General features: G+C 73.7%; 19 protein-coding genes. 8 read left to right on the forward strand and 11 right to left on the reverse strand.

Annotated elements, in window-relative coordinates; translation table 11 throughout:
• Positions 1 to 320: 320 nt before the first annotated feature.
• The 5 genes from ACFWXO_RS28810 to ssd all read right to left on the reverse strand — a co-directional run bounded on the left by ACFWXO_RS28810 (position 321) and on the right by ssd (position 4,845).
• The gene (locus tag ACFWXO_RS28810; protein ID WP_380527141.1) at positions 321 to 890 is read right to left on the reverse strand and encodes a type II secretion system F family protein; all 570 of its coding nucleotides are present in this window, start codon (positions 888 to 890) and stop codon (positions 321 to 323) included.
• A 251-nt stretch (positions 891 to 1,141) separates the two neighbouring features.
• On the reverse strand, positions 1,142 to 2,164 hold the full coding sequence (locus ACFWXO_RS28815) for a type II secretion system F family protein (protein WP_380527143.1): 1,023 nt from the start codon (positions 2,162 to 2,164) through the stop codon (positions 1,142 to 1,144).
• Between the two features lies 1 nt (position 2,165).
• Positions 2,166 to 2,387, reverse strand: a complete 222-nt coding sequence (locus ACFWXO_RS28820; protein WP_380527145.1) for a hypothetical protein — start codon at positions 2,385 to 2,387, stop codon at positions 2,166 to 2,168.
• The gene (locus ACFWXO_RS28825) at positions 2,384 to 3,637 is read right to left on the reverse strand and encodes a TadA family conjugal transfer-associated ATPase (RefSeq protein WP_380527147.1); all 1,254 of its coding nucleotides are present in this window, start codon (positions 3,635 to 3,637) and stop codon (positions 2,384 to 2,386) included. The genes ACFWXO_RS28820 and ACFWXO_RS28825 overlap by 4 nt, the downstream gene beginning before the upstream one ends.
• 83 nt (positions 3,638 to 3,720) lie before the next feature.
• The gene (gene ssd / locus ACFWXO_RS28830) at positions 3,721 to 4,845 is read right to left on the reverse strand and encodes a septum site-determining protein Ssd (protein WP_380399521.1); all 1,125 of its coding nucleotides are present in this window, start codon (positions 4,843 to 4,845) and stop codon (positions 3,721 to 3,723) included.
• 873 nt (positions 4,846 to 5,718) lie between these two features.
• Between ssd and ACFWXO_RS28835 the strand changes: the two genes are divergently transcribed.
• A complete protein-coding gene (locus ACFWXO_RS28835) occupies positions 5,719 to 6,516 on the forward strand; it encodes an HAD family hydrolase (RefSeq protein WP_375887701.1) in 798 nt (265 codons plus the stop codon).
• Between the two features lie 406 nt (positions 6,517 to 6,922).
• Here ACFWXO_RS28835 and ACFWXO_RS28840 read toward each other — a convergent pair whose 3' ends face one another.
• Positions 6,923 to 7,813 (reverse strand): oxidoreductase, encoded by an 891-nt coding sequence (locus ACFWXO_RS28840; protein ID WP_380527150.1) that lies wholly within the window; start codon positions 7,811 to 7,813, stop codon positions 6,923 to 6,925.
• Positions 7,814 to 8,032: 219 nt separating this feature from the next.
• Between ACFWXO_RS28840 and ACFWXO_RS28845 the strand changes: the two genes are divergently transcribed.
• The 3 genes from ACFWXO_RS28845 (at position 8,033) to acs (ending at position 14,356) form a co-directional block, all read left to right on the forward strand.
• Entirely contained in the window at positions 8,033 to 9,040 is a 1,008-nt protein-coding gene (locus tag ACFWXO_RS28845; RefSeq protein ID WP_375887599.1) for an ATP-binding protein, read from the forward strand.
• 501 nt (positions 9,041 to 9,541) lie between these two features.
• Positions 9,542 to 11,905: a SulP family inorganic anion transporter gene (locus ACFWXO_RS28850; protein ID WP_375887601.1), complete on the forward strand. Its 2,364-nt coding sequence runs from the start codon at positions 9,542 to 9,544 to the stop codon at positions 11,903 to 11,905.
• Between the two features lie 483 nt (positions 11,906 to 12,388).
• Positions 12,389 to 14,356, forward strand: coding sequence for an acetate--CoA ligase (gene acs / locus ACFWXO_RS28855; protein ID WP_375887603.1), 1,968 nt, complete (start codon positions 12,389 to 12,391; stop codon positions 14,354 to 14,356).
• Positions 14,357 to 14,459: 103 nt separating this feature from the next.
• On the opposite strand, the gene ACFWXO_RS28860 is transcribed toward acs, so the two are convergent.
• The gene (locus ACFWXO_RS28860; RefSeq protein ID WP_380527153.1) at positions 14,460 to 15,869 is read right to left on the reverse strand and encodes a serine hydrolase domain-containing protein; all 1,410 of its coding nucleotides are present in this window, start codon (positions 15,867 to 15,869) and stop codon (positions 14,460 to 14,462) included.
• Positions 15,870 to 16,237: 368 nt separating this feature from the next.
• Between ACFWXO_RS28860 and nhaA the strand changes: the two genes are divergently transcribed.
• The 4 genes from nhaA to ACFWXO_RS28880 all read left to right on the forward strand — a co-directional run bounded on the left by nhaA (position 16,238) and on the right by ACFWXO_RS28880 (position 19,870).
• Positions 16,238 to 17,632, forward strand: a complete 1,395-nt coding sequence (gene nhaA / locus ACFWXO_RS28865; RefSeq protein ID WP_380527155.1) for a Na+/H+ antiporter NhaA — start codon at positions 16,238 to 16,240, stop codon at positions 17,630 to 17,632.
• Between the two features lie 281 nt (positions 17,633 to 17,913).
• Positions 17,914 to 18,390, forward strand: a complete 477-nt coding sequence (locus ACFWXO_RS28870; RefSeq protein WP_375887612.1) for a phage holin family protein — start codon at positions 17,914 to 17,916, stop codon at positions 18,388 to 18,390.
• 83 nt (positions 18,391 to 18,473) lie between these two features.
• Positions 18,474 to 19,517 (forward strand): alpha/beta fold hydrolase, encoded by a 1,044-nt coding sequence (locus tag ACFWXO_RS28875; protein ID WP_380399505.1) that lies wholly within the window; start codon positions 18,474 to 18,476, stop codon positions 19,515 to 19,517.
• 143 nt (positions 19,518 to 19,660) lie between these two features.
• A complete protein-coding gene (locus ACFWXO_RS28880; RefSeq protein WP_380527157.1) occupies positions 19,661 to 19,870 on the forward strand; it encodes a hypothetical protein in 210 nt (69 codons plus the stop codon).
• 80 nt (positions 19,871 to 19,950) lie between these two features.
• Here ACFWXO_RS28880 and ACFWXO_RS28885 read toward each other — a convergent pair whose 3' ends face one another.
• The 4 genes from ACFWXO_RS28885 to nth form a co-directional block, all read right to left on the reverse strand.
• Entirely contained in the window at positions 19,951 to 20,652 is a 702-nt protein-coding gene (locus ACFWXO_RS28885) for a metal-dependent hydrolase (RefSeq protein WP_375887618.1), read from the reverse strand.
• Positions 20,653 to 20,795: 143 nt separating this feature from the next.
• Positions 20,796 to 21,980: a MarP family serine protease gene (locus ACFWXO_RS28890; RefSeq protein WP_375887619.1), complete on the reverse strand. Its 1,185-nt coding sequence runs from the start codon at positions 21,978 to 21,980 to the stop codon at positions 20,796 to 20,798.
• A gap of 46 nt (positions 21,981 to 22,026) precedes the next feature.
• A complete protein-coding gene (locus ACFWXO_RS28895; protein WP_375887621.1) occupies positions 22,027 to 22,761 on the reverse strand; it encodes an NUDIX hydrolase in 735 nt (244 codons plus the stop codon).
• A complete protein-coding gene (nth, locus tag ACFWXO_RS28900) occupies positions 22,758 to 23,672 on the reverse strand; it encodes an endonuclease III (RefSeq protein ID WP_380527160.1) in 915 nt (304 codons plus the stop codon). Before nth ends, ACFWXO_RS28895 begins: the two co-directional genes overlap by 4 nt.
• Positions 23,673 to 23,786: the final 114 nt, after the last annotated feature.

Here is a 23,786-nt window from a genome sequence, read left to right on the forward strand (position 1 = left end):
GACATACGTGAGTCCGCTCATCAAGGTGCGCTCCCTCTAGGCGATGTGACCTAACGAGACACGACCACTGTGGGACACGGCATGTGCCGCGATACGCCTCGTGGTCATCCCGGCGTCCGAACGCCCGCGGTACCGCGCCACCCTGCGTACCCGGCCGGCGACCCCGCGGCTCTTCCGCCGCCACGCTCCCGGCAGGTGCTGGAACGGACGCCCGATGCTGGGCCTGGTCGCGAAAACTGCAGTCATCGATCTCTCCTGTCTGGATACTTACCGGTCCCTCTCGCGGGTCCCGGCCCGACGGGCCCGGACCCGACACCCACTCACATCGACCACCCGAAACGGCTGGTCAGGCCGATCACCACCGGCACCACTCCGATCAGGACGAAGGCCGGCAGGAAGCAGAGTCCGAGCGGCGCGGTGGCGAGCACCGCGGCCCGGCGGACCCTGACGTGGGCCGCCCGGGCGGCGGCGGTCCGCTGCTCCCGGGCCAGTTCGACCAACGGACCGGTCGCGGGAGCTCCACCGAGGCTCGTCCGGACCAGGCACCGCGCCAGCGGCGCCAGCGCCGCGTGCCGTGCGCCCAACCTGGTCCAGCAGAGCTCCGGCGGTGCACCCAGGACCAGTTCGGCCCCGATCGCGACCAGCCTCGGCCCCAGCGGTGCGCCCACGCTCCGCCCCACCGCCGCCACCGCCGCCGAGGGCAGCGCCGCCGCTCCGAGGCAGGCCGCCAACAGATCGGCGCCCAAGGGAAGTTGCCTGAGCAGCAACTGCTCCTCCAGCATCGCCCGGCGATCCGTCGGCGACCTGGCCCGGGCCGACCACCGGTGCACGCCCACCGCTGCCAGCACCCCGGCCACCGCACCGGGGCCACCACCGACCAGCGCCGCCACCGCCAGCCCCGCGACGACCGCCGTCGCCAGTCGCCGCCGGGGTCCAACCCCGCTGCGCCCAACACCGGTGCGCCCAACATCGCTGCGCCCGGGCCCGGTTCGACTCCGCACCTCCTCTCGTTCCCGCTGCCAGGCGAACGCCCTCCGTCCGGCGCTGCGCCCCGCCCCGTGCCGGGCCACCCCGGCCGCAGCCGCCGATAGCGCCACAGCCGTCACCGAAAGCCCGGCCGGCACCCACCCGCCCAGTCGCATCACCCCGCCCCCGCTCCGACATCGAGCGCCCACAGGCCCCCTCGCCGCCCACCGCCGCGCCGAGGCAGGCCCGTCACCCCAGGACGGCTCCCCACACCCCAGGGGGCCTCCAACGCGCCCTGGGCCGCCGCCCGGACGATCCGGGCCGTCCAGAGCACCCCCAGGCCCTCCAGCACCGCCCCCGCCCCCAGACAGCCGAGTCCGGCCGGGGTGTGCAGCAGGACCTCCACCGGACGGGCCCCGAGCGCTCCGCCCAGGAGCAGCCCCGCGCCCGGCAGGGCGGCCAGGACCGCGATCGTCGCGCGCGGTCCGGCCAGCTCCCCCGCGATCTCCTCGGTCAACGCCCGCTCGCCGCGCAGCGCCTCCGCGACCCGGTCCAGCGCGGCGGCCAGCCCCGACCCGCCGTCGGAGGCCACCCGCCAGCAGGCCGCGATCGCTGCCGCCCCGCTGCCTCCGGGCAGTTCGGCGAGCAGCTGGAGCGCAGCGGGGACGTCCCCGCCGTAGCGCCCCGCCGCCAGCCGGGCCACCGGCTCCGCGCCGAGCCGGCGCAGCCCGTCCGGGTCCGCGGCCAGCCGGGCCGTGACCAGGTGCAGGGCCTGCTCCGGGGTCGCACCACTGCGCAACTCCCCGGCCAGCGCGGCACACAGCTCCACCACCGCGGCGGCCCGCCGCCCGGCCTCGGCCTCCCGTCGCCGCCGCAGCCGCCACCTCCTCAGGGGGAGGACGGCCAGCACTCCCGCGAGCACCGGCACGGGCGAGGCGGTCGCCTGGCCGGCGACCAAGCCCACCGGCAGCGCCAGTAGTTCGGGCGCCAGCAGCCCAAGCAGCCGACCCCGCACCCGGCCCACCTCCTCCGGCTGCGGCCCGTGGACCGGGGGCCCGTACACCGGGGGCCCGCTGCCCGCCGGCACCAGCCTGGAGCGCCGCCCACCGGGTAGCTGCTCCTGGACCGCCCGCCACCCGACGGCGGCCAGCAGGCACAGCAACGTCACCCAGCAGAGCGCCGGTTGGACCTGCGTCATGTCACCCACCTCCCTGCCCTCGACCCTTCCGGCCCGCTGCCCCGAGCAGCACCAGGGCGCCCGTCGCACACGCGACCAGGAACAGCACGAACCCGATCTCCACCAGCCGCAGCTCCCGCTCGGCCCGGCCCGCTCCCGTCAGCGCCACCGCCGCCGCCACCGACACCTGGGCCGGCACCCACACCGGCACCACGGTCGAGACCGCCGCCACCACGGCCCTCATGGCGTCACCGCCCCGATCGCCACCCCGCGAGCGGCCAGCAGCCCGACCAGCCGTTCCCAGCCCGCCCCCGGCACCAGGCCGCCCGCGGATGGGAACCGCACCGCCGGGGTGGTCACCGCCAGCCCGTTGCCGTCCCCGGCCAGTGTGTGGATCTCCGCCACCCGGCGCCGCCCCGAGTCCGAGTCCCGGACCAGGTGCACCACCACGTCCAGCGCGGCCCGCAGTTGGCTGTGCAGGGCCGGGCGGTCGAGCCCGGCGAGCGAGCCGAGCGCCTCCAGCCGGACCGGCACGTCCGCCGCCGTGTTGGCGTGGACGGTCCCGGAACCGCCCTCGTGGCCGGTGTTGAGCGCGGCCAGCAGGTCCGACACCTCGGCCCCGCGCACCTCGCCGATCACCAGCCGGTCCGGCCGCATCCGCAGTGCCTGCCGGACGAGGTCCCGCAAGGTGAACTCGCCCAGCCCCTCCTGGTTCGGCGGTCGGCTCTGCAGTCGGACCACGTGCGGGTGGGCCGGCCGCAGTTCGGCGGAGTCCTCGGCGACCACGATCCGTTCGTCCGGACCGACCAGGCCGAGCAGGGCCGCGAGCAGGGTCGTCTTGCCCGAGCCCGTCCCACCCGAGACCAGGAGCGACAGCCGCGCCCGCACGATGCCGGCCAACAGCTCCGCGCCCTCCGGTGGCAGCGCGCCGCCCGCCACCAACTCGTCCAGCGTGAACGGCCGGGGCCGCCACACCCGTAGCGAGATGTGCGTGCAGCCGGCCGCGATCGGCGGCAGCACCGCGTGCAGCCTGGTGCCGTCCGGCAGTCGGGCGTCCACCCAGGGCCGGGCGTCGTCCAGGCGCCGCCCGGCCGCAGTGGCCAGCCGGTGGGCCAACCGCCGCACCGCCTCGGCGTCGGCGAACCGGACCCCGGTGGCCCGGTGCAGACCGCCGCCACGGTCGACCCACACCTCGTCCGGACCGTTCACCAGCACGTCCGTGACGTCGGGCGCCGCCAGCAGCCGCTCCAGCGGGCCCGCACCCACCAGTTCGGCGCGCAGCGAGCGCACGGTGTCCAGCACTTCGTCCCCGCCGAGCGGTGGCCGGGTGGCCCGCAGCACGGCTGCCACCGAGCCCGCCGTCGGGGCGGCCCCGGACTCGGCCAGCCGCAGCCGGACCGCGTCCACCAGCTCGGCCGACCGCTCCTCGCTGGCCGTCCGACCGTACGGGCAGGGCCCGTGTCCGGCCGGGCCCGGCCCGCCGGGCGGCGGCACGCTCCGGAGCGGCCGGTGCTCCCGCGCACCGTCGCCCGGGGCCGGGGCACCACCCCGCGTTCCTGTCCTGCGCAGACGGACCATCAGTACGCACCTCCTCCGACCGCCGACACCGGCGGCAGCACCTCGTTCAGGAAGCTCGCGCAGAAGCGCGCGAGCGGACCGCCCTCCCGTGTGCCGGGCGGGACGCCCTTCTCGACGTCCTCGGTCAGCCCCGGCTCCGGTTCCAGCTCCCCCGCCAGCTCCAGCCGCAGCCCGCGGGCGATCCGGTGGGCCGGGAGCCCGCCGGCCCGCACCGGCCGCACCACGGCCCGGACGTCCCCGAGCCGCATCCGGGCCGCCGCCGCGACCCGGTCGGCGGCCGCCACCGCACGCAGCTCGGCCGGGACGACCAGCAGCGCCAGGTCGGACTGCTCCAGCGCCTGCCCGGCGGCCGCGTCCAGGTGGCGCGGCACGTCGACCACCACCAGCCCGCCGCGCCGTCGGGAGGCGGCGAGCACGCTGCGCATGGCGGCCGGCGGCACCGTCAGGGTGTCGCCGCGGTCCCAGGACAGGCAGGACAGCCCGGAGAGCCGTTTGAGGGCCGGCAGCGCCCTGGCGAGTTCGGCCCCGCTGACCCGCCCGCGCGAACCGGCCAGGTCGGGCCAGCGCAGCCCGCGGGCCGTCTCGCCGCCGAGCAGGATGTCCAGGCCCCCGCCCAGTGGATCGCCGTCGAGGAGCATGGTCCGCCGCCCGGTCCGCGCGGCCGTGACCGCGAGGGCGCAGGCCAGGGTCGAGGCCCCGGCCCCGCCCCGGCCGCCGAGCACCGCGACGGTGACGGCCGGGGAGCCGACGCCCTCGGCCGCGTCCGCGATCCGGTCCAGCAGCCAGGCCTCGGCGTCGGGCAGGAACAGCACGTGCTCGGCGCCGAGTTGGACGGCTCTGACCCACACGCCGGGGTCGTCGAGGTCCAGCCCGAGCAGCAGGACCCCGCTGCGCCGGCCCAGCCCCGCGCAGTGCTCCGCCCGGTCGTCCCCGACCAGGACCAGCGGGGCGGCCTCCCACAACTCGCGCGGCGGCGGCGCGCCCCTGATCAGCCGGGGCTCGGTGCCCGCTGCCGCGCAGACCCGCAGCAGGTGCTCGGCCAAGTCCTCGTCCCCGGTGACCACGAGCGGCCCGGTGGCCGCGGGGCCCTCAGCGGTGACGTGGGAGGTGATCGGCGTCGACATGGTGTTCTCCCCTCTGTGCCGCGGCCACCAGGGGCTGCCGCGGCACGCGTCGGACGGTTCCGACGGACGGCCGCCAGGCAGACCTCTGGGAGAGGAAGGGGTGAGGCCCTGCCCGGCGACCGCCGCCGACCATCACGGTGGGGGGAGATCCGGATTCCGTCATCCACGTTCCGATTGCCTGTGGATAACTCGGGGGTTGTGGATGAAAACGTTCACTCGGACGGGGGGCTATTCGTCGAAGAATTGACGAAAGGGGGTCGCGGGGACGGCCCGGCCGTCCATCGCCCCCAGCCGACCACCCTCCCCACCCCCGCCCCAGCGGCCCTGCGCGCGCCATCAGGACGGCCCCGCGCGCCCCGCCAGGACAGTCCCGCTCACCCCCGCCGGAACGACCCCGGGGAGCCGATCGGAACCAGCCGTGGGCATCCTGCGCGTCATGAGCAAACGGCAACGCAGAGTGACGAAAGGTGGTGGACGGATCGAGCCGTCGACACCACCTGTACACCTCGGGAAGGACCGCGCGGAAGCCTGCGCGAAGGGCCTTCAAGCCCTGAAAATGGCCCCGGACGTGCGACGACCCCCGCCGGGGGGGAGAGCGGGGGTCGTCTATCCACAGCCCGACTCGGGGGGGAGGAGCCGGACCGGGTTAGCACGGTCGCGAACGATCCGTGACTTCCATGGTGTACCCGAGCGGCCAGAAACACAAACCCGCACGCCCACGAGTACACCGAATGGCGGGGTGTTTTGCGGCTCCCTCTATCCTCGGTTCCCGTGGACACCACCGAGAACGCCGACGACCACGCCGACGAGTCCCAGGGCGACCCCACCGGGCCCGAGGAGCCGAGCGCACCCGCCCGCCCCCGGCCGACCGGCCTGCGGACCGCCGCCTTCTTCGACCTCGACAAGACCATCATCGCCAAGTCGAGCGCGCTGGCGTTCAGCCGGCCTTTCTACCAGGGCGGCCTGATCAACCGTCGGGCCGTACTGCGCAGTGCGTACGCCCAGTTCGTCTTCCTGGCGGGCGGCGCGGACCACGACCAGATGGAGAAGATGCGCGAGTACCTCTCCGCGCTCACCCGGGGCTGGAACGTCCAGCAGGTCCGCGAGATCGTCGCCGAGACCCTGCACACCCTGATCGACCCGATCATCTACGACGAGGCCGCCTCACTGATCGAACAGCATCACGCGGCCGGCCGGGACGTGGTGATCGTCAGCAGCTCCGGCTCCGAGGTGGTCGAGCCGATCGGCGAACTGCTGGGCGCGGACCACGTGATCGCGACCCGGTTGAAGGTCGAGGACGGCTGCTACACCGGCGAGATCGAGTACTACGCCTACGCGGAGAACAAGGCCGCGGCGATCCGGGAGTTGGCCGGGACGGAGGGCTACGACCTCGCCGCGTCGTACGCCTACAGCGACTCCTCGACCGACCTGCCGCTGCTGGAGGCGGTCGGCCACCCCTCCGCCGTCAACCCCGACCGCGCGCTGCGCAAGGAGGCGCAGGCCCGGGAGTGGCCGGTGCTGGTCTTCGACCGGCCGGTGCAACTGCGACGGCGGGTGCCGGAGTTCTCCGCGCCGAGCGGTTCGGTGCTGACGGCCGTGGCGGTCGGGACGGCCGCGGTGACCGCCGGGGTGATCTGGTACCTGGCCCGCCGGCGCCGCCCGGCCGCCTGAAGCGCCCACCGGAAGACCTTGATCCACCGCAATCCGGTGCGATCCACCGGGAAAGCCCTGAAACGGGCAGATCAGCACAGACTTCCCGTTTCGGGTTCCCCTTTCGGCCGAAACGCGATACAAAGGAAGCACGGCCCGCGAGACCCGGTCAGGACCGAAGAGGTCAAACCGACAACGCAGTTCAGGCCCCACGGACCGCACGTACAGACATCCGAGCACCCACATGCAGCCGACCCGCTGTCGGGCCGCCGGACCAGACGAACGGGCAGGATCCCCGTCTGATCGGCACTTCCGGTGCATGCTTGGTCACCCGGCTGTCTGCACCAGCGGCGGCACCCAGCAGGATCAGGTGCCGCCGCATCTTCGTGTCCGCGGGGTTCGCGTCGCGCGGACTCTCCGCCCGGGCTCAGGCCATGCCGCGCTGCATCGCCTCGCAGACCGCCGTGCTCTCCCGCACCCCCAGTCGCAGCGCCCGCCCGCAGTGGGCGATCCAGGCCGCCATGCCCTCGGACGTGCCCGCCAGGTAGCCCGCGAAGGCCCGCCGGTAGGTGTCGGTGCCCAGCTCGGCCAGGCCAACCTCGGTGGGGCAGATCGACTTCGGGTCGAGGCCCTCGGCGATCAGCACGATCCGCTGGGCGGCCCGCGCGATCATCCCGTTGTGACTGCCGAACGGCCGCAGGGCGAGCAGTTCGCCGTGCACCACCGACGCGACCACCAGGGCCGGCGTCCCCACGCCCTGCCCCTCCGCGCGGGCCACCAGCAGCCGGGAGAGCTGGTCCAGCCGAGCCGCGACCTCCTCCGCGCCCGGCGCGGGCGGCAGCACGGGCGTCGGCCCGACCGCGGCCTCGACCTCGACGCTCTCCACCGGTTCGAGCTCCAGCGGGAAGAGCTCCTCGGCCCCCTCCCCCGCCCGGCGCGGCCGGCCGGCGGCCGGGTCGGTGTCGCCGACCGCGAGCAGGTGCAGCCGGGCCAGCACCTGGAGCGGCGAGTGCCGCCAGACGCTGAGCAGCTGACCCGCCTCGGCCGTGATCCGCAGGGCCGCGCCGACCGTACGGGCCTCGGCGTCCGCGCTGAAATCGGTCCGCCGGCGGACCTCCTCCAGGGGCCAGTCGGCCCCGGCCACGGCCGCCGACGCGCGGGCGCCGCGCAGCGCGGACTCGGAGGTGACCTCGGCCGCGCGGCGGCGCATCACCCGGTGGCCGTAGAGCCGGTCGACGGCCTTGCGCACCTCGGCCACGGCGTCGGGCACCCCGGGGAGCTGGGCCAACGGGGCGAGGGGATCTGTTCCAGTGCTCACCTACCCGAGAGTAATGAACGGGCGGCCCCTCCCGGAACAGCAACCCCGCATCACCCGTTAGAGGCAATCCTCACTTCCCTCCCCCGGCGGACCCCAAACCCCGGCTAGCATGGCCACTATCGGAGACGATAACGATTTCCAGTTAGAGGGCGCCCCCACCTGCGCGCCCCTGAGCACGCGGCCCGCCCCCAGGGCCCAGAGCGAGAGCCGGAGCCCCAGATGAAGATCGCCTTCGTCGGCAAGGGCGGCAGCGGGAAGACCACGCTGTCCGCACTGTTCATCCGCCACCTGGCCGCCATCGGCCGACCGGTGATCGCCGTCGACGCCGACATCAACCAGCACCTCGGCCCCGCACTCGGCCTGACGGACGCTCATGCGGCCGCCCTGCCCTCGCTCGGCGCACACCTGCCGGAGATCAAGGAGTACCTCCGGGGCAGCAATCCGCTGATCCGTTCGGCCGACGAGATGATCAAAACCACGCCGCCCGGGCACGGTTCGCGCCTGCTGCGGATCGTCGAGGAGAACCCGGTCTACGCCGCCTGCGCCCGCCCGATCGCGCTGGACGAGGGCTCGGTCCGGCTGCTGGCGACCGGCGCGTTCACCGAGGAGGACCTCGGGGTGGCCTGCTACCACTCCAAGGTCGGCGCGGTGGAACTGCTGCTCAACCACCTGCTGGACGGCCCGGACGAGTACCTGGTCACCGACATGACGGCCGGCTCGGACTCCTTCGCCTCCGGGCTGTTCACCCGCTTCGACCTCACCTTCCTGGTCGCCGAGCCCACCCGCAAGGGCGTCTCGGTCTACCGGCAGTACAAGGACTACGCCCGGGACTTCGGCGTGCAGCTGCGGGTGATCGGCAACAAGGTGCAGGGCCCGGACGACCTGGCGTTCCTGCGCCGCGAGGTCGGCGACGACCTGCTCACCACCTTCGGGCAGTCGGACTGGGTACGCCGACTGGAGCAGGGCGCCGAGCCGCCCTTGAGGTCGCTGGAGCCGGCCAACCGGGCCGTGCTGGAGCAGCTGCGGGTCGAGGCCGAAGCCGCGTACGGGCTGCGCGACGAGCACCGCTACACCGCGCAGGCGGTGCTCTTCCACCGGCGCAACGCGGAGAGTTGGGCCAACGCCAAGGTCGGCATCGACCTGGCGACCCAGGTGGACGAGGACTTCGTCCTCGGCGGAATCCCGAGCGGCCGTCCGAGCGGACTCCCGGCCGGAGCCCCCGTCTGACATCACCGCGCGGTCCCGAGCACGGCACCGCCACCGACCGGACGGGCCGCGGCCTCCCCCTCACCCCGGGGGACGCCGCGGCCCGTTCGCCGTTCCGGCCCCACCCCCGGCCGACGTCCCAGGGCCGCCCAAGGAGCGTCCAGGGACCGGCCCGAGCCTCCCACCAGCAGATTCCCGTCCGTTCGAACACCACCCAATGGGGTGAACCGGCGATTTTCCGCTTCCCTCCGAGAACAACGCTGTGCAAAGCTTTCATTACCCTCGGTTTACCGAGTCTTGATGGCCCGTTCCGGCGGCCTTCGGCGAGACATCCCGCTCCTCGCCCTGGCCCCTGGCGGGCCCAGATGGTCGACGCCGGCCGGTGACACCCGCATTCCCCGCCGCGCCCACGCCATCCCGCCACACCGTCGCGACCCACGACAGCCGATCCGCCCCGGAGCCCCACCCCGGACTCACCACCGGACCTGACTGCGTTCGTTCCCCCGGACAGACGGGAAGACCATGACCCTCGACATCTCCAGCGCACCCATCGCCTCCGACACCACCGACCACGCGCCACCCGGCCCCGGCTCCCGGGCTCGGTGGGCCCAGGACCTCTCCGCCTCCGTGGTGGTCTTCCTGATCGCCGTGCCGTTCTCCCTCGGCATCGCGCTCGCCACCGGCGCCCCGCTCACCGCCGGGCTGGCAGCAGCGGCCGTGGGCGGCATCGTGGTCGGGCTGTGCGGCGGCACCCCGCTCATGGTCAGCGGCCCCTCAGCCGCGCTGACCGTGATCACCGCCGGACTGATCGCCCAGTACGGCTGGCGGGCCACCTGTGCCATCACCCTCGCCGCCGGACTGCTCCAACTCCTGCTCGGTGCACGCCGGGTGGCCCGGACGGCGCTCGCCGTCTCGCCCGCGATCGTGCACGGCATGCTGGCCGGGGTCGGGCTGACCATCGCCATCGCCCAGCTGCACGTCGTCCTCGGCGGCTCCCCGCAGAGCTCGGCGATCGCCAACCTGCTGGCGATGCCCGGGCAGTTGGCCGGTCCGCACCCACCCGCCCTGCTGGCCGGCTCGGTGACCGTGGCCGTGCTGCTGGGCTGGCCCAGGCTCGGCCGACTCCCGGGCCGCGCGGGCGAGTTCGGTGCCCGCCTCACCAAGGTGCCCGGCCCGCTGGCCGCCGTGGCCGTCGCCACCGCGCTCGCCCTCGCCCTGGACCTGCAGCTCGCCCACATCGAACTGCCCGCCTGGCAGCCGCACTCACTGGTGCCCGCGCTGCCGCACGGTTCGCTCGCCGGGGTGCTCGCCGCCGTCCTCACCGTCACCGCCGTCGCGAGCGTGGAGTCGCTGCTGTCCGCCGTGGCGGTGGACCGGATGTCCCAGCGCACCGGCGACCTCGACCGCGAGCTGCGCGGGCAGGGCCTCGCCAACCTGGTCAGCGGGCTGGTCGGCGGACTGCCGATCGCCGGCGGCGCCGTCCGCAGTACGGCCAACGTCCGGGCCGGCGGGCAGAGTCGGTGGGCCTCGGTCATGCACGGGGTCTGGGTGCTCACCGCCGCCCTGGCGCTGACCGGTGGGCTGCGCCGGATCCCGCTGGCCGCACTGGCCGCCTTGGTGCTGGTGGTCGGGCTGCAGATGGTGAGCTTCGCGCACATCCGCAACGTGCACCGGCACCGCGAGTTCCCGGTCTACCTGACCACCCTGCTCGCCGTGGTGGCCTTCGGCGTGCTGTGGGGCGTCGGCCTCGGCGCGGCCACCGCCGTGCTGCTCGCGCTCTACCGGCTCACCCGGGCCCACGTGGACGTCGCGACCGGCCCCGACGGCTCGGTCACCGTCCAGACCCACGGCCCGCTCACCTTCACCGCCGTCCCCCGGCTGAGCCGGGCGCTGGCCGGGATCCCCAGGGGCGCCGAGGTCACCGTCGTGCACGACGGTTCCTTCCTGGACCACGCCGCCTACGAGACGCTGCACGACTGGCGAACGGGGTACCAGGCCGCGGGCGGTCAGGTCTCGCTGGTGACGCGGCGCCAGGACGACGAGGTGCTCGACCCCGACGGCACCGTCCGCGCGGGCAGTTCCCCGGGCCCGCACCGCTGCCGGGCCTGGACGCCGTGGGGCGGCCACCACTGCATCGAGCAGCAGGAGGACCCGCACGGCCGGCTGCTGGACGGCGTCCGGGTGTTCCAGCAGCACACCGCCCCGCTGGTCAGGCCCGAACTCGCCCGGCTGGCCCGGGAGGGGCAGACGCCGTCCCAGCTCTTCCTGACCTGCGCGGACTCCCGGATGGTGACCAGCATGATCACCAACAGCGGGCCGGGCGACCTCTTCACCGTCCGGAACGTCGGCAACCTGGTGCCGGCCCCGTTCGAGCCCGGTGCGGCCGACGACTCGGTGGCCGCCGCGGTGCAGTACGCGGTCGAGGCGCTGGAGGTGCGCTCGATCACGATCTGCGGCCACTCCGGCTGCGGCGCGATGAAGGCCCTGCTGGACGGCGTGCACGAGCGCCCCGGGTCACCCACCCCGCTGACCCGCTGGCTGCGCAACGGCCGCGGCTCGCTGGACCGGCTCCGCCGGGCCCCGGCCGAGTTCGCCGACCGGCCGGTGGTGGACCTCGCGGAGCAGCTCTGCATCACCAACGTGGTGCAGCAGTTGGACCAGCTGATGGCGAACCCCGCGGTGGAGCGCCGGGTCGAGGAGGGCACCCTGCGCCTGGTCGGCATGTACTTCGACTTCGCCACCGCTCAGGCCTACGTCCTGGACCGCGCCGCCGGGACGTTCAGCCCGGTCGAGGCCCGGCCGGAGGGCGATTCGGCCGAACGGGTGAGAAACGACGCCCGGATTCCGGCCGCCGGCAGCGAGGAGGGGCCCCAGCTGGCTGCCTGAGAGCCGGGTCCGTGTCTCCGCCGGGCGGGCCGGGACACGGGCCCTCCGACCGCCGTACGGCCTGCCGCCTCCGGGCAGCGGGCCGTACGGCGGTCGTGCCGCAGTCGTGCCGCAGTCGTGCCGCGACCGGGCTGCGGTCGAGCTGCGGTCGAGCTGCGGTCGAGCCGTGATCGGGCTGCGGTCGAACCGACATCGAGCCGGGATCGCCGCCGGGGCCACCACCATGACCGTCACCACCGTCGTGACGGGCATCATGATCACCGTCGTGACCGGCACCACAGTCGTGGGATCGTCGTACCAGGATCGGCCCACCGTACGGCGGATTCGGCGATCGACCGTTCGACGATCGGTCAAAGGTCTACACCAATTGCAAGGAGCCTCTTGTCAACTGGCCCGTTCGCCTGGTGAGCTGTGCGCTGGGACACACGGGACAATCCCCACGCACGGGATCGCCCCAGATCATGACTCGATGAGGAGTGCGCGTTGAGCAACGAGAGCCTGGCCAACCTGCTCAAGGAGGAGCGGCGTTTCGCCCCGCCGGCAGAGCTCGCCGCAGCGGCCAACGTCACCGCGGCCGCGTACGCCCAGGCCTCCGAGGACCGTCTGGGCTTCTGGGCCGAGCAGGCCCGTCGCCTGAGCTGGGCCGTCGAGCCGACCGAGACGCTCGACTGGTCCAACCCGCCCTTCGCCAAGTGGTTCGCCGACGGCAAGCTCAACGTGGCCTACAACTGCGTCGACCGCCACGTCGAGAACGGCCTCGGCGACCGGGTCGCCATCCACTTCGAGGGCGAGCCCGGCGACAGCCGCTCGATCACCTACGCGCAGCTCAAGGACGAGGTCTCGCAGGCCGCCAACGCGCTGCTGGAGCTCGGCGTCCGCAAGGGCGACCGGGTCGCCGTGTACCTCCCGATGATCGCCGAGGCGGTCGTCGCGATGCTCGCCTGCGCCCGGATCGGCGCCACCCACTCGGTGGTCTTCGGCGGCTTCTCCGCCGACGCCGTCGCCTCCCGCATCCAGGACGCCCAGGCCAAGCTCGTCATCACCGCCGACGGCGGCTACCGCCGCGGCAAGCCCTCCGCGCTCAAGCCGGCCATCGACGAGGCGCTCACCAAGGTCGACGGCGTCGAGCACGTCCTGGTGATCCGCCGCACCGAGCAGGAGATCGCCTGGACCGAGGGCCGCGACGTCTGGTGGCACGAGATCACGGCGCGTCAGTCCACCGAGCACGCCCCCGAGGCGCACGAGGCCGAGCACCCGCTGTTCATCCTCTACACCTCGGGCACCACCGGTAAGCCCAAGGGCATCCTGCACACCTCGGGCGGCTACCTCACCCAGGCCAGCTACACCCACCACGCGGTCTTCGACCTCAAGCCGGAGACCGACGTCTACTGGTGCACCGCCGACATCGGCTGGGTCACCGGCCACTCGTACATCGTCTACGGCCCGCTCTCCAACGGCGCCACCCAGGTCATCTACGAGGGCACCCCGGACACCCCGCACCAGGGCCGGTTCTGGGAGATCGTCCAGAAGTACGGCGTGACGATCCTCTACACCGCGCCGACCGCGATCCGCACGTTCATGAAGTGGGGCGACGACATCCCCGCGAAGTTCGACCTGTCCTCGCTGCGGGTGCTGGGCAGCGTCGGCGAGCCGATCAACCCCGAGGCGTGGGTCTGGTACCGCGAGCACATCGGCGGCGGCAAGGCCCCCATCGTCGACACCTGGTGGCAGACCGAGACCGGCGCCATGATGATCAGCCCGCTGCCGGGCGTCACCGAGACCAAGCCGGGCTCGGCCCAGCGCGCCCTGCCGGGCATCGCGGCCACCGTGGTGGACGACGAGGCCAGGGAGGTCCCGAACGGCTCCGGCGGCTACCTGGTGCTCACCGAGCCGTGGCCGTCCATGCTCCGCACCATCTGGGGCGACGACCAGCGCTACATCGACACCTACTGGTCGCGCTTCGAGGGCCGCTACTTCGCCGGTGACGGCGCCAAGAAGGACGAGGACGGCGACATCTGGCTGCTCGGCCGGGTCGACGACGTCATGCTGGTCTCGGGCCACAACATCTCCACCACCGAGGTCGAGTCGGCCCTGGTCGGCCACCCGACCGTGGCGGAGTCCGCCGTGGTGGGCGCCGCCGACCCGACCACCGGCCAGGCCATCGTCGCGTTCGTGATCCTGCGCGGCGGCGTCACCGAGACCCCCGAGCTGGTCGAGGAGCTGCGCGCCCACGTCGGCCGCACGCTCGGCCCGATCGCCAAGCCGAAGCAGATCAAGGTCGTCGGCGAGCTGCCGAAGACCCGTTCCGGCAAGATCATGCGCCGTCTGCTGCGCGACATCGCCGAGGGCCGCGAGGTCGGTGACACCACCACCCTCGCCGACAGCACGGTGATGAGCCAGATCCAGGCCCAGCTGCCGCCGCACGGCGACGGCAACAGCAACAACGGCTGATCGAGGCGTCAGAAGCCTTTCAGCAGCCATACGGAGCGGGGCCCCGGGCGGTGCGTGACCACCACCCGGGGCCCCGCCGTCACGTCGTCACAGCATCAGGCCGTCACAGCGTCACGTCGTACGGGGCTCGCCCCTCCACCGCTGCGGTACCGGCCACCGTGCCGATCGCCGTGCCGCGCTGGGCGGCCAGGGTGCGCAGGGTCTCGTAGGCGCCCTGGACGATGCCCCGGCCGCGCAGGACCCGCACTCCCGTCCATGCTCCGGCCAGCACCGCCAGCCCGACCTGGGCCCGCGGACTGAACCCGACGAAGGTGCTGAACCCCCGGGTCGACCCGACCTGGAACACCAGCTCCTCGGCGCCCTCCCCCGCGGCCGGCACCCCCACCGCGTCGACCGCGGCCAGTTCACCGACCGAGCCGATCGCACCGGCCTCGCCGCCGGCGCCGTCCGCGCCGCCCCCACCCTGGCCGGCACCCAGCACACCGCCCGGCCCCCACTGGTTCCAGCCCACGCAGAGCCGGGTACCGCCCCGGCGCCGCCCCACCCTCGGCCGACGGACCTCGCCGAGCGCCGTGCGCAGCGCCGCCGCGTCGGCCCGCTCGGGCAACGGGACGGCGTCCAGCGACAGGTGGGCCTGGAGGTAGCGGAGCATGTCGTCCGCGGTGGAGCGCAGTGCCGAGGCGCCCGGCAGGGCGGGCAGCCGGAAGGACGGCACCCGTCGGCCGCGCCGGTACCCGCTGACGTCCTCCCGGCCGGGGCCGCTGGAGGTGTCCAGCAGGCCGAGCGGCCCGCAGACCCGGGTGGCCAGCAGGTCGTCGTAGCGCTGTCCGGCCGCGTTGGCCAGCAGCAGTCCGAGCAGCCCGGAGCCGAGGTTGGAGTACCGCACCTGGGTGCCCGGGGTGCCCCGGACGGGGGTCCGTGACAGTGCGTCGAGCAGGTGGGTCGGCCCGAACGTGGCGTACGGGCGGGTGAACCACCGGGGTGCCGCGGCCGGCAGCAGGCCGACCGGCAGTCGGGGCAGGCCGGAGGTGTGGGTGGCCAGGTGGAGCAGGGTGATCGGCCGCTCGTGCGGGTAGCCGGGGACGGCGTTCGCGGGGAGGTAGCGGTCGATCGGGTCGTCGTAGCGGACCTCACCGCGGGCGGCCATCTCGGCGAGCAGCAGTCCGGTGAAGGTCTTGGTCACGGACCCGAGCTCGAAGCGGGTGTCGGCCCGGACCGGGTGGCGGCCGGAGCGGTCGGAGTGCCCCCGGCAGGCGACCGTCCGCTCGTCGCCGCGGATCACCACGACGGCGACGCCGCCGTCCGGTCCGGCGGAGCGGAACAGCGGACGGAGCAGCCGGTCGAGGTCCGCCGGGACGTCCTCGGCGGCCTCCGCACGGCACTTCGGGGCGAACTCCGGGGCGAATTCCGGACGAGGGTCCGGGTGGAGCACCCGGCCGGGATGCCGGTCGGCGTCGGCGGGCTCACCGGGTAAGAGGGGCGGTTGGGGCAGGGTGGTGCCACCACCGGACATGGTCGTGCCTCCAGCAGAAACAGCGGGAACAGCTAGAACAGCTAGAACAGCGGGAACCGAAGGGCTGCGCACCGGCCCGGATCGGGCGGGCGCCTGCGATCGACCTTAGGGAGCCGTTCACCCGACTGCACTCGGCCTGGGCCGTTCGGGTACCGGTCCGCTGCTCCTCGGGAGTGCAGTAGCGGCCCTCAGGGCTTAAGTCATTTACTAGGACAATCCGGATGTCACCTGAACGTCCCGCTAGACTGTTAAGGACGCATCAAGGCCCTTGACAGGATCCGCGGGCGTCACAGGGCGCGCCGGGAAGTCTGGTCGGCAACTGCACCACCCGTGCATCCGTTTGCCGCTCCCAGCACCAGGAGGTCCCCGTGACCGACCAGCCGCCCGCCCACGAGCCGACGACCCGCCGCCGGCAGTTCCTCGGCCGGCTGTCGCTGCCCGAGCGCACCTTCGTCACCAACGCCCTGCGCACCGAGACGGTCGGCGGGATGCTGCTGCTGGCCGCCGCCGTGGTCGCGCTGATCTGGGCCAACGTCTGGCCGAACGCGTACGAGAGCGTGCTCGACCACCGGATCGGCCCCTCCGCCCCGCTCCACCTCGACCTCACCCTGGCCAACTGGGCCAAGGACGGCCTGCTGACGGTCTTCTTCTTCGTGGCCGGCATCGAGCTCAAGCGCGAGTTCGTGGCGGGCGAGCTGCGCACCCCGAGCGCCGCGCTGCTGCCGGTGATCGCCGCCGTCTGCGGCGTCGCCCTGCCCGCGATCCTGTTCGCCCTGGTCAACTCCGGCAGCGGCGGCCACCCCGGCGGCTGGGCCATCCCGACCGCCACCGACATCGCCTTCGCCCTCGGGGTGTTGGCCGTGGTCGGCAGTCACCTGCCCTCCGCGCTGCGCGCCTTCCTGCTGACCCTGGCCGTGGTCGACGACCTGATCGCGATCCTGATCATCGCGGTCTTCTACAGCTCCGGGATCAAGTTCTGGGCGCTCGGCCTGGCCTTCGCCGGTCTGGTGCTGTTCTGGTTCCTGCACCGGCGCGGGGTGAAGGGCTGGTACCTGTTCGTGCCGCTGGCCCTCGTGGTCTGGGCGCTGATGCACGAGAGCGGCATCCACGCCACCGTCGCCGGCGTCGCGATGGGCCTGATGCTGCGCTGCCACCGGGAGGGCGACGAGCAGCACTCCCCCGGCGAGCACATCGAGCACCTGGTCCGCCCGCTCTCGGCCGGACTGGCCGTCCCGGTGTTCGCGCTGTTCGCGGCCGGGGTGACGATCTCCGGCCCGGCCCTGCGCGAGGTGTTCACCCAGGCCGCCCCGCTCGGCATCGTGATCGGCCTGCTGGTCGGCAAGACGGTGGGCATATTCGGCGGCACCTGGCTGGCCGCCCGGTTCACCCGGGCCGAGCTGAACCCCCAGCTCAAGTGGGCCGACCTGTTCGCCGTCTCGGTGCTCGCCGGGATCGGCTTCACCGTCTCGCTGCTGATCAGCGAACTGGCGTTCCCGGACGACCTGGCGCTGGCCGACCGCTCCAAGACGGCCGTCCTGGTCGGCTCGCTGCTCTGCGCGGTGGTCGCCACCGTGCTGCTCAAGCTGCGCAACCGGCACTACCGCGCCCTGTGCGAGGAGGAGGACCGGGACGAGGACGGCGACGGCATCCCGGACGTCTACCAGCAGGACGATCCGGCCTGGCGGGCCCGGACCGCCGACCGGGCGGCGCTCGCCGAGGCACCCCGGCCCCGGCCGGGCGAAGGTCCCGGCAGCGACCGCTGAGCCCCGCCGAGGGGCCCGCACCGCACCGCACCGCACCGCACGCCGCACCCCGCGCCGCACCGCACTCCACGCCGTACCGCACCCCGCGCCGCACCCCGCGGCCGCCTTCCGAAGCCAGGACACGTCCCTCCGGCGGGGCCCCGGAGTGGTGTCCGACTGACCGGTAGGGGCATGATTCTGAGCTGTCGACACACCACTGACGCCTCCGGATCCCCCACCGGCCCCGGAAACCGCGCCCCGCGACGGCGTCACGCCGCAACAGCCGCAGAGGAGAACCGCTGATGCCCACAGGAGCCGCAGACCCGTCCAGCAACGGCCGGGCGCCCTACGAGGGCGAGCGTTCGGTGGGGCAGCTGTTCGCGGCGGCCACCGCCGACCTGAGCGCACTCGTCCACGACGAGATCGCGCTCGCCAAGTCCGAGATCAAGGCGGACGTCAAGCGCGGCGTCGCCGGCGGTGTCTCGGGCGCCGTCGCCGCCGTGGTGCTGCTGTTCTCCGTTCCGATGCTGAGCGCCGCGTTCGCCTTCGGCATCCACGCGCTGGGCCTGTCGCTCGGCTGGTCCTTCCTCATCGTGGCAGCCGCCTACTGGGTGCTCGCCGCCGTCCTCTTCCTGCTGGCGGGGCGCTTCTTCAAGAAGATCCAGAAGCCGGAGCGCACCATCGAGGGCGCCCAGAAGACCGCCGAGGTGCTGAGGAACGCCCGGCCGCGCCCGGCCACCCAGGAGGAGATCGACCGGGGCCTGGGCCGCATCCCGTAACCGCCCCCGCCCGTACGTGCCCGGACCCGCCCGCAGCGAGTGCCGGGCACGTGTCCTTCGCACGGATGTGACACGCTCTCGGTATGCCGCTCGACCAGAAGCCCGCTCCCGCGCAGCCGTCCGCCGTCTCCGGCCCCGCCTCGGGGCCCGAGGGCGGCCCGGAGACCGGCCCGGAGGCCGTCGAGGGCGCCGCCGCCCCCGGGCGGTCCGAGGACGCCGCTGCCGAGGCGTGGAGCATCCGGCAGTCCGGTCCGTGGAAGCACCGCGACCTGGCGGCCAACGGCGCCCGTTTCCACATCACCGAGCTGGGCTCCGGCCCGCTGGTGCTGCTGGTGCACGGCTGGCCCGAGTACTGGTGGGCCTGGCGCCACCAGCTGACCGCGCTGGCCGAGGCCGGCTACCGCGCCGTGGCGCTCGACCTGCGCGGCATCGGCGGCAGCGACCGCACCCCGCGCGGCTACGACCCGGGCAACCTCGCCCTGGACATCACCGGGGTGATCCGCTCGCTCGGCGAGCGCCGCGCGCACCTGGTGGGGCACGCCTCCGGCGGCACCCTGGCCTGGGTGGCGGCGGTGATGCGCCCCTCGGTGATCCAGAGCCTCACCGCGGTCTCCGCGGCGCACCCCCGGGACCTGCGCCGGGCGCTGCTGACGGACCGCAAGCAGATCGCCGCCTTCGACCACGTCCTGGGCTTCCAGCGGCCGTGGATACCGGAACGCCGCCTGGTCGCCGACGACGCGGCGCTGGTGGGCCGCTACCTGGACGAGTGGGCCGGGCCGAACAAGCTGGACGGGGCGGCGGTGCACGCGTACCGGCAGGCGATCCAGATCCCCAGCACCGCGCACTGCTCGATCGAGCCGTACCGCTGGCTGCTGCGCTCGATGGCCCGGCCGGACGGCATCCAGTTCGCCCGCCGGATGAAGAAGCCGATCACCGCACCGACCCTGCACGTCCAGGGCGCCGCGGACCCGGTGCTGCTGTCGCACACCGCACTGGGCGGCGGCGAGTACGTGGCGGCGCCGTACCGCTGGCGGCTGCTGCCGGGGGTCGGGCACTTCCCGCACGAGGAGGCTCCGGAGGAGTTCACGGCGGAGCTGCTGGACTGGGTCGGTCGCCACAAGGAGTGACGACCGGAGGGCCCTCCCCAGGGCTCCCGGAAGGGGTCGGAAGTCCCAACTCCCTTGATGTTGCGCTCATATGACATGCGCATGGGCCAGTTTCGGCGCACCCGGGCGGTTACTCCCTCCGGCCCAGGGGCATCCATTCCGGTATGACCTGGATGCCCGATCGCGACGACGCCCCGCGCGGCCGACGCCACAACAGTCCCCAGCGCCCCGCACACCTCCCGGACCGGGCGGAGGACCTCGGCTTCGAGGGCCTCGACCGCCGCCAGCGCGGGGCGCAGCGGCAGCTGGGCATCCCGCGCATCCTCGGCCGGCGCGCCCGGTGGGTGGGCGCACGGCTGCGGCGCGAGACCTGAGGCCCCGCGCCGCTTCCGGCCGCCGTTCAGTTCACGCTCTGCGGCTGATTCACGTTCTGCGGCTAGTTGGCGTTCTGCGCCTAGTTCACGATCTGCGGTGACAGCGCCGTGAACCAGAGCAGCACGAAGGTCGCCACCGACATGATCGGCACCAGCACCTTGGTCTCGACGTTGTTGCCGCTGCGCTTGATCAGCACGATCTCGTAGCGCTCCTTGTGCGGCCACAGCAGCGGCGCGCCCTTCTTGGTCAGGCAGTCGCCCAGCAGGTGCGCCAGCGTGCCCAGCCCGACCGCGTACGGCAGCCAGCCGGGCGCGTTGGGCATCCAGGTGTTCATCCCGAAGGTGCCGAGCGCGGCCAGGCCGATGACGGTGATCCACGCCTCCGGGCCGTTGCTCGGCGGGCAGAGCCGCAGCGCCTTGACCGCCAGCGCCAGCAGGAAGAACGTCACCGTGAGGGTGAAGTAGCGGCCCAGGAAGGTGACGCCGGCCCAGGTGCCGCCGCCCATCAGCGCCACGAACAGCAGCGAGTGGGTGGCGTGCCGGTGCCCGCCGGAGGCCCAGGCCACGAAGCGGCAGAGCGCCTTGGAGAGCGGGCCGAGGAAGTTGGCGATCGAACCGTCGTGGTGGTCGAGGTCCGGCAGCAGTGCCGCGCCCGCGCACAGCACCGTGCCCATCAGTATGTCCGCCGGCTGCAGCGTGGTGTGCAGCAGCAGCGGGGGCAGGAACGGGGCCGAGGCCGCGTACAGCATCGCCCCGCTCACCGCGTGCGAATGACCCATCATCGGACTACCACGACCTCCCGTTGACTCACTCCGGGACGGCAACCCGGTTGAGCCGAACGGGTGAGCGCCGCCGAGGCTACCAGGGCGGCCTGACGGTACGACGGATCCCGCACCGGCGGGCCCCGCGGTTTCGGGGCGCGGTCTCAGAGCGCGCAGCCCTGGGTGTCCACCCGGCCGCTCGCGGTGCTGCCCGCCGTCGCGTCCTCGCGCACCTCGGCCGAGGTCAGCACGTACCCGGTGTCGGCGCTGTCCAGGGACTTGGCGAAGACCACGCCGTACACCTGGCCGTCCGGGGTGAGCAGCGGGCCGCCGCTGTTGCCCTGGCGGACCAGCGAGCGCACCGAGTAGACGTCGCGCACCACCTGGCCGCGGTGGTAGATGTCCGGGCCGTTGGCCTGGATCCGGCCGCGGATGCGGGCGGGCTGGACGTTGAAGGCGCCGTTCTCGGGGAAGCCCGCGACGATCGCGCTGTCGTTGGTCCTCGCCTCGCCCGCGAAGGTCAGTGCGGGCGCGTTGAGCTTGGGCACGTCCAGGACGGCGATGTCGCGCTGCCAGTCGTAGCGGACCACCGTGGCGTCGTACAGCTGGCCGACGCCGCCGATCTGCACGGTCGGCTCGTCGACGCCGCCCACCACGTGGGCGTTGGTCATCACCCGGTGCGGGGCGAAGACGAAGCCGCTGCCCTCCAGGGTCTTGCCGCAGGAGGTCGCGGTGCCGACCACCTTGACCAGGCTCTGCCGCGCCCGGGCCACCGCCGGGCTGTTGGCCAGCGCCGGGTCCGGGGTGTCGACCTGGGTGATCGGCTCGTGCTCGAAGGGGTTGAAGACCTGCGGGAAGCCGTTGCGGGCGAGCACCTTGGAGAAGTCGGAGAACCAGTTCGGCGCGTCACCCGGCAGCGCCTCCTGGACGCCGCTGAGGATCGCCGAGGAGCGGACCTGCTTGGAGACCGTCGGCAGGGACGTGCCGGCCAGCGCGGAGCCGATCAGCCAGGCGACCAGCAGCATCGAGATCACGTTGACCACCGCGCCGCCGGACGCGTCCAGCACCCGGGCCGGACGGCGGTCGATGTGGCCGCGCAGCTTCCAGCCGTAGTGCGCGGTGACCGCCTGGCCGATCGCGGCGCAGACGATCACCACCACCACGGCCACCACCGAGGCCGTGGTGCCGGGGCTGAGGTGGTCGAGCAGCAGCGGCAGCAGCTGGACGGCCAGCAGGCCGCCGCCGAGGAAGCCGACCAGCGACAGGACGCCCACCACGAAGCCCTGCCGGTAGCCCGAAATGGCGAATCCGACGGCGGCGAGGACCAGCAGCACATCCAGCACGTTCACTCCGACACCCTCCCACGCTTCGCGACCGTGCCGCGCCGACGGTCCGTCACGAACCGTCGGCGCCGCCGCCCGGCAGGACCCGGGAGTGCTCGAGGTCGCCCTGGACGAGCGCCAGGGCGTCGTCCGAGAGGTCGACGACCCGGGACGGGTCCCACGGCCGCTCCAGCCCGCTGTGGTGCAGCACCCGGTCGATCACCCCGGCGGTGAACCCCCAGACCAGCCGCCCGGCCACCGCGAAGGCCGGCCCGACGTGCCCGGACGGGTGCCGCAGCCGGACCCGGTTCGCCGGGTCGGCGAGGTCGGCGATCGTCACCCGGAACACCGCGCCGGTCTCGCCCCGGTCCACCGGCCGCACCGGCGACTCCTCGCGCCACCAGCCCAGCACCGGCGTGACCACGAAGCGGCTCACCGGGATGTACAGCCGGGGCAGCGCGGCGAAGACCTGCACCCCGGCCGGGTCCAGGCCGGTCTCCTCCCAGGCCTCGCGCAGCGCCGCCGCGATCGGGCCGGAGCCGTCCGGGTCGCCGTCCTCCGGGTCCAGCGCGCCGCCCGGGAAGGACGGCTGGCCGGCGTGCGAGCGCAGCGAGCGGGCCCGCTCGATCAGCAGCAGGTCCGGCCCGTCCGGGCCCTCGCCGAACAGCATCAGCACCGCCGCCGCCCGACCGCCCTCGCTCGGCGGCAGGAAGCGGCTCAGCTGCTCCGGCAGCACCCGCTCGGCCGCGTCCCGGACCGGCTCCAGCCAGCCCGGCAGGTCGTTCCGCTCGACAACACCCTCGGTCACGCTTCCACCCCCTGGTCCGCGGCCCGCCCCTGGTGGGCGGTCGCGTCGGCGCGGGCGGCAGCCTCGCCGGGGAAGTCCGACGGCGGCCTGAGCCGCTGGCCGGGCTGGCCGCCCATCTCGTACTTGAGCAGCTTGCGGGCCTTCTCCGGATCCAGCTCGCCCTCCCCGTACGCGGGGCAGAGCGGCGCGATCGGGCAGGCCCCGCAGGCGGGCTTCTGGGAGTGGCAGATCCGCCGGCCGTGGAAGACCACGCGGTGCGACAGCATCGTCCACTCCGACTTCGGGAAGATCTCGGCGACGGCCAGCTCGACCTTCACCGGGTCGTCCTCGGTGGTCCAGCCGAACCGGCGGGCCAGCCGCCCGAAGTGGGTGTCCACGGTGATCCCGGGGACTCCGAAGGCGTTGCCGAGCACCACGTTGGCGGTCTTGCGACCGACCCCCGGCAGGGTCACCAGGTCGGCCAGCCGGCCCGGGACCTCACCGCCGAACTCGTCGCGCAGCGCGGTCGAGAGGCCGATCAGCGACTTCGCCTTGTTCCGGAAGAAACCGGTCGGGCGGATGATCTCCTCCAGCTCCTCCGGGTTAGCCGCCGCCATGTCCTCGGGCGTCGGGTACTTCGCGAACAGCGCCGGGGTGGTCTGGTTCACCCGCAGGTCGGTGGTCTGCGCCGACAGCACGGTGGCCACCAGCAGCTGGAACGGGTTCTCGAAGTCCAGCTCCGGGTGGGCGTACGGGTACAGCTCCGCCAGCTCGCGGTTGATCCGCCGGGCCCGCCGCACCATCGCCAGGTGCGACTCGGGCTTCCTCGGCCTCACCGCCGTCTTCTCGGCCACCGTCTTCTTCGCGGCCGTCTTCGCAGCGGGCTCCGCCGCCGGCTTGGTCGCGGTCTTCCGGGCCTTGCTCTCTGCCATGCACGAAGGCTACGCCGAGCGGCGGACCGCTTGGGGCGGATCAAGGAGGAAGAGCGGACGGCCGTGCTCCGGGTCGGCCGAGGAGGTGGCGGGCGGGTGCCGGCGCGTAAGGGC

Origin of the sequence: Kitasatospora sp. NPDC059088 (assembly GCF_042738155.1) — a bacterium.
In the GTDB taxonomy this organism is placed as follows: Bacteria; Actinomycetota; Actinomycetes; order Streptomycetales; family Streptomycetaceae; genus Kitasatospora.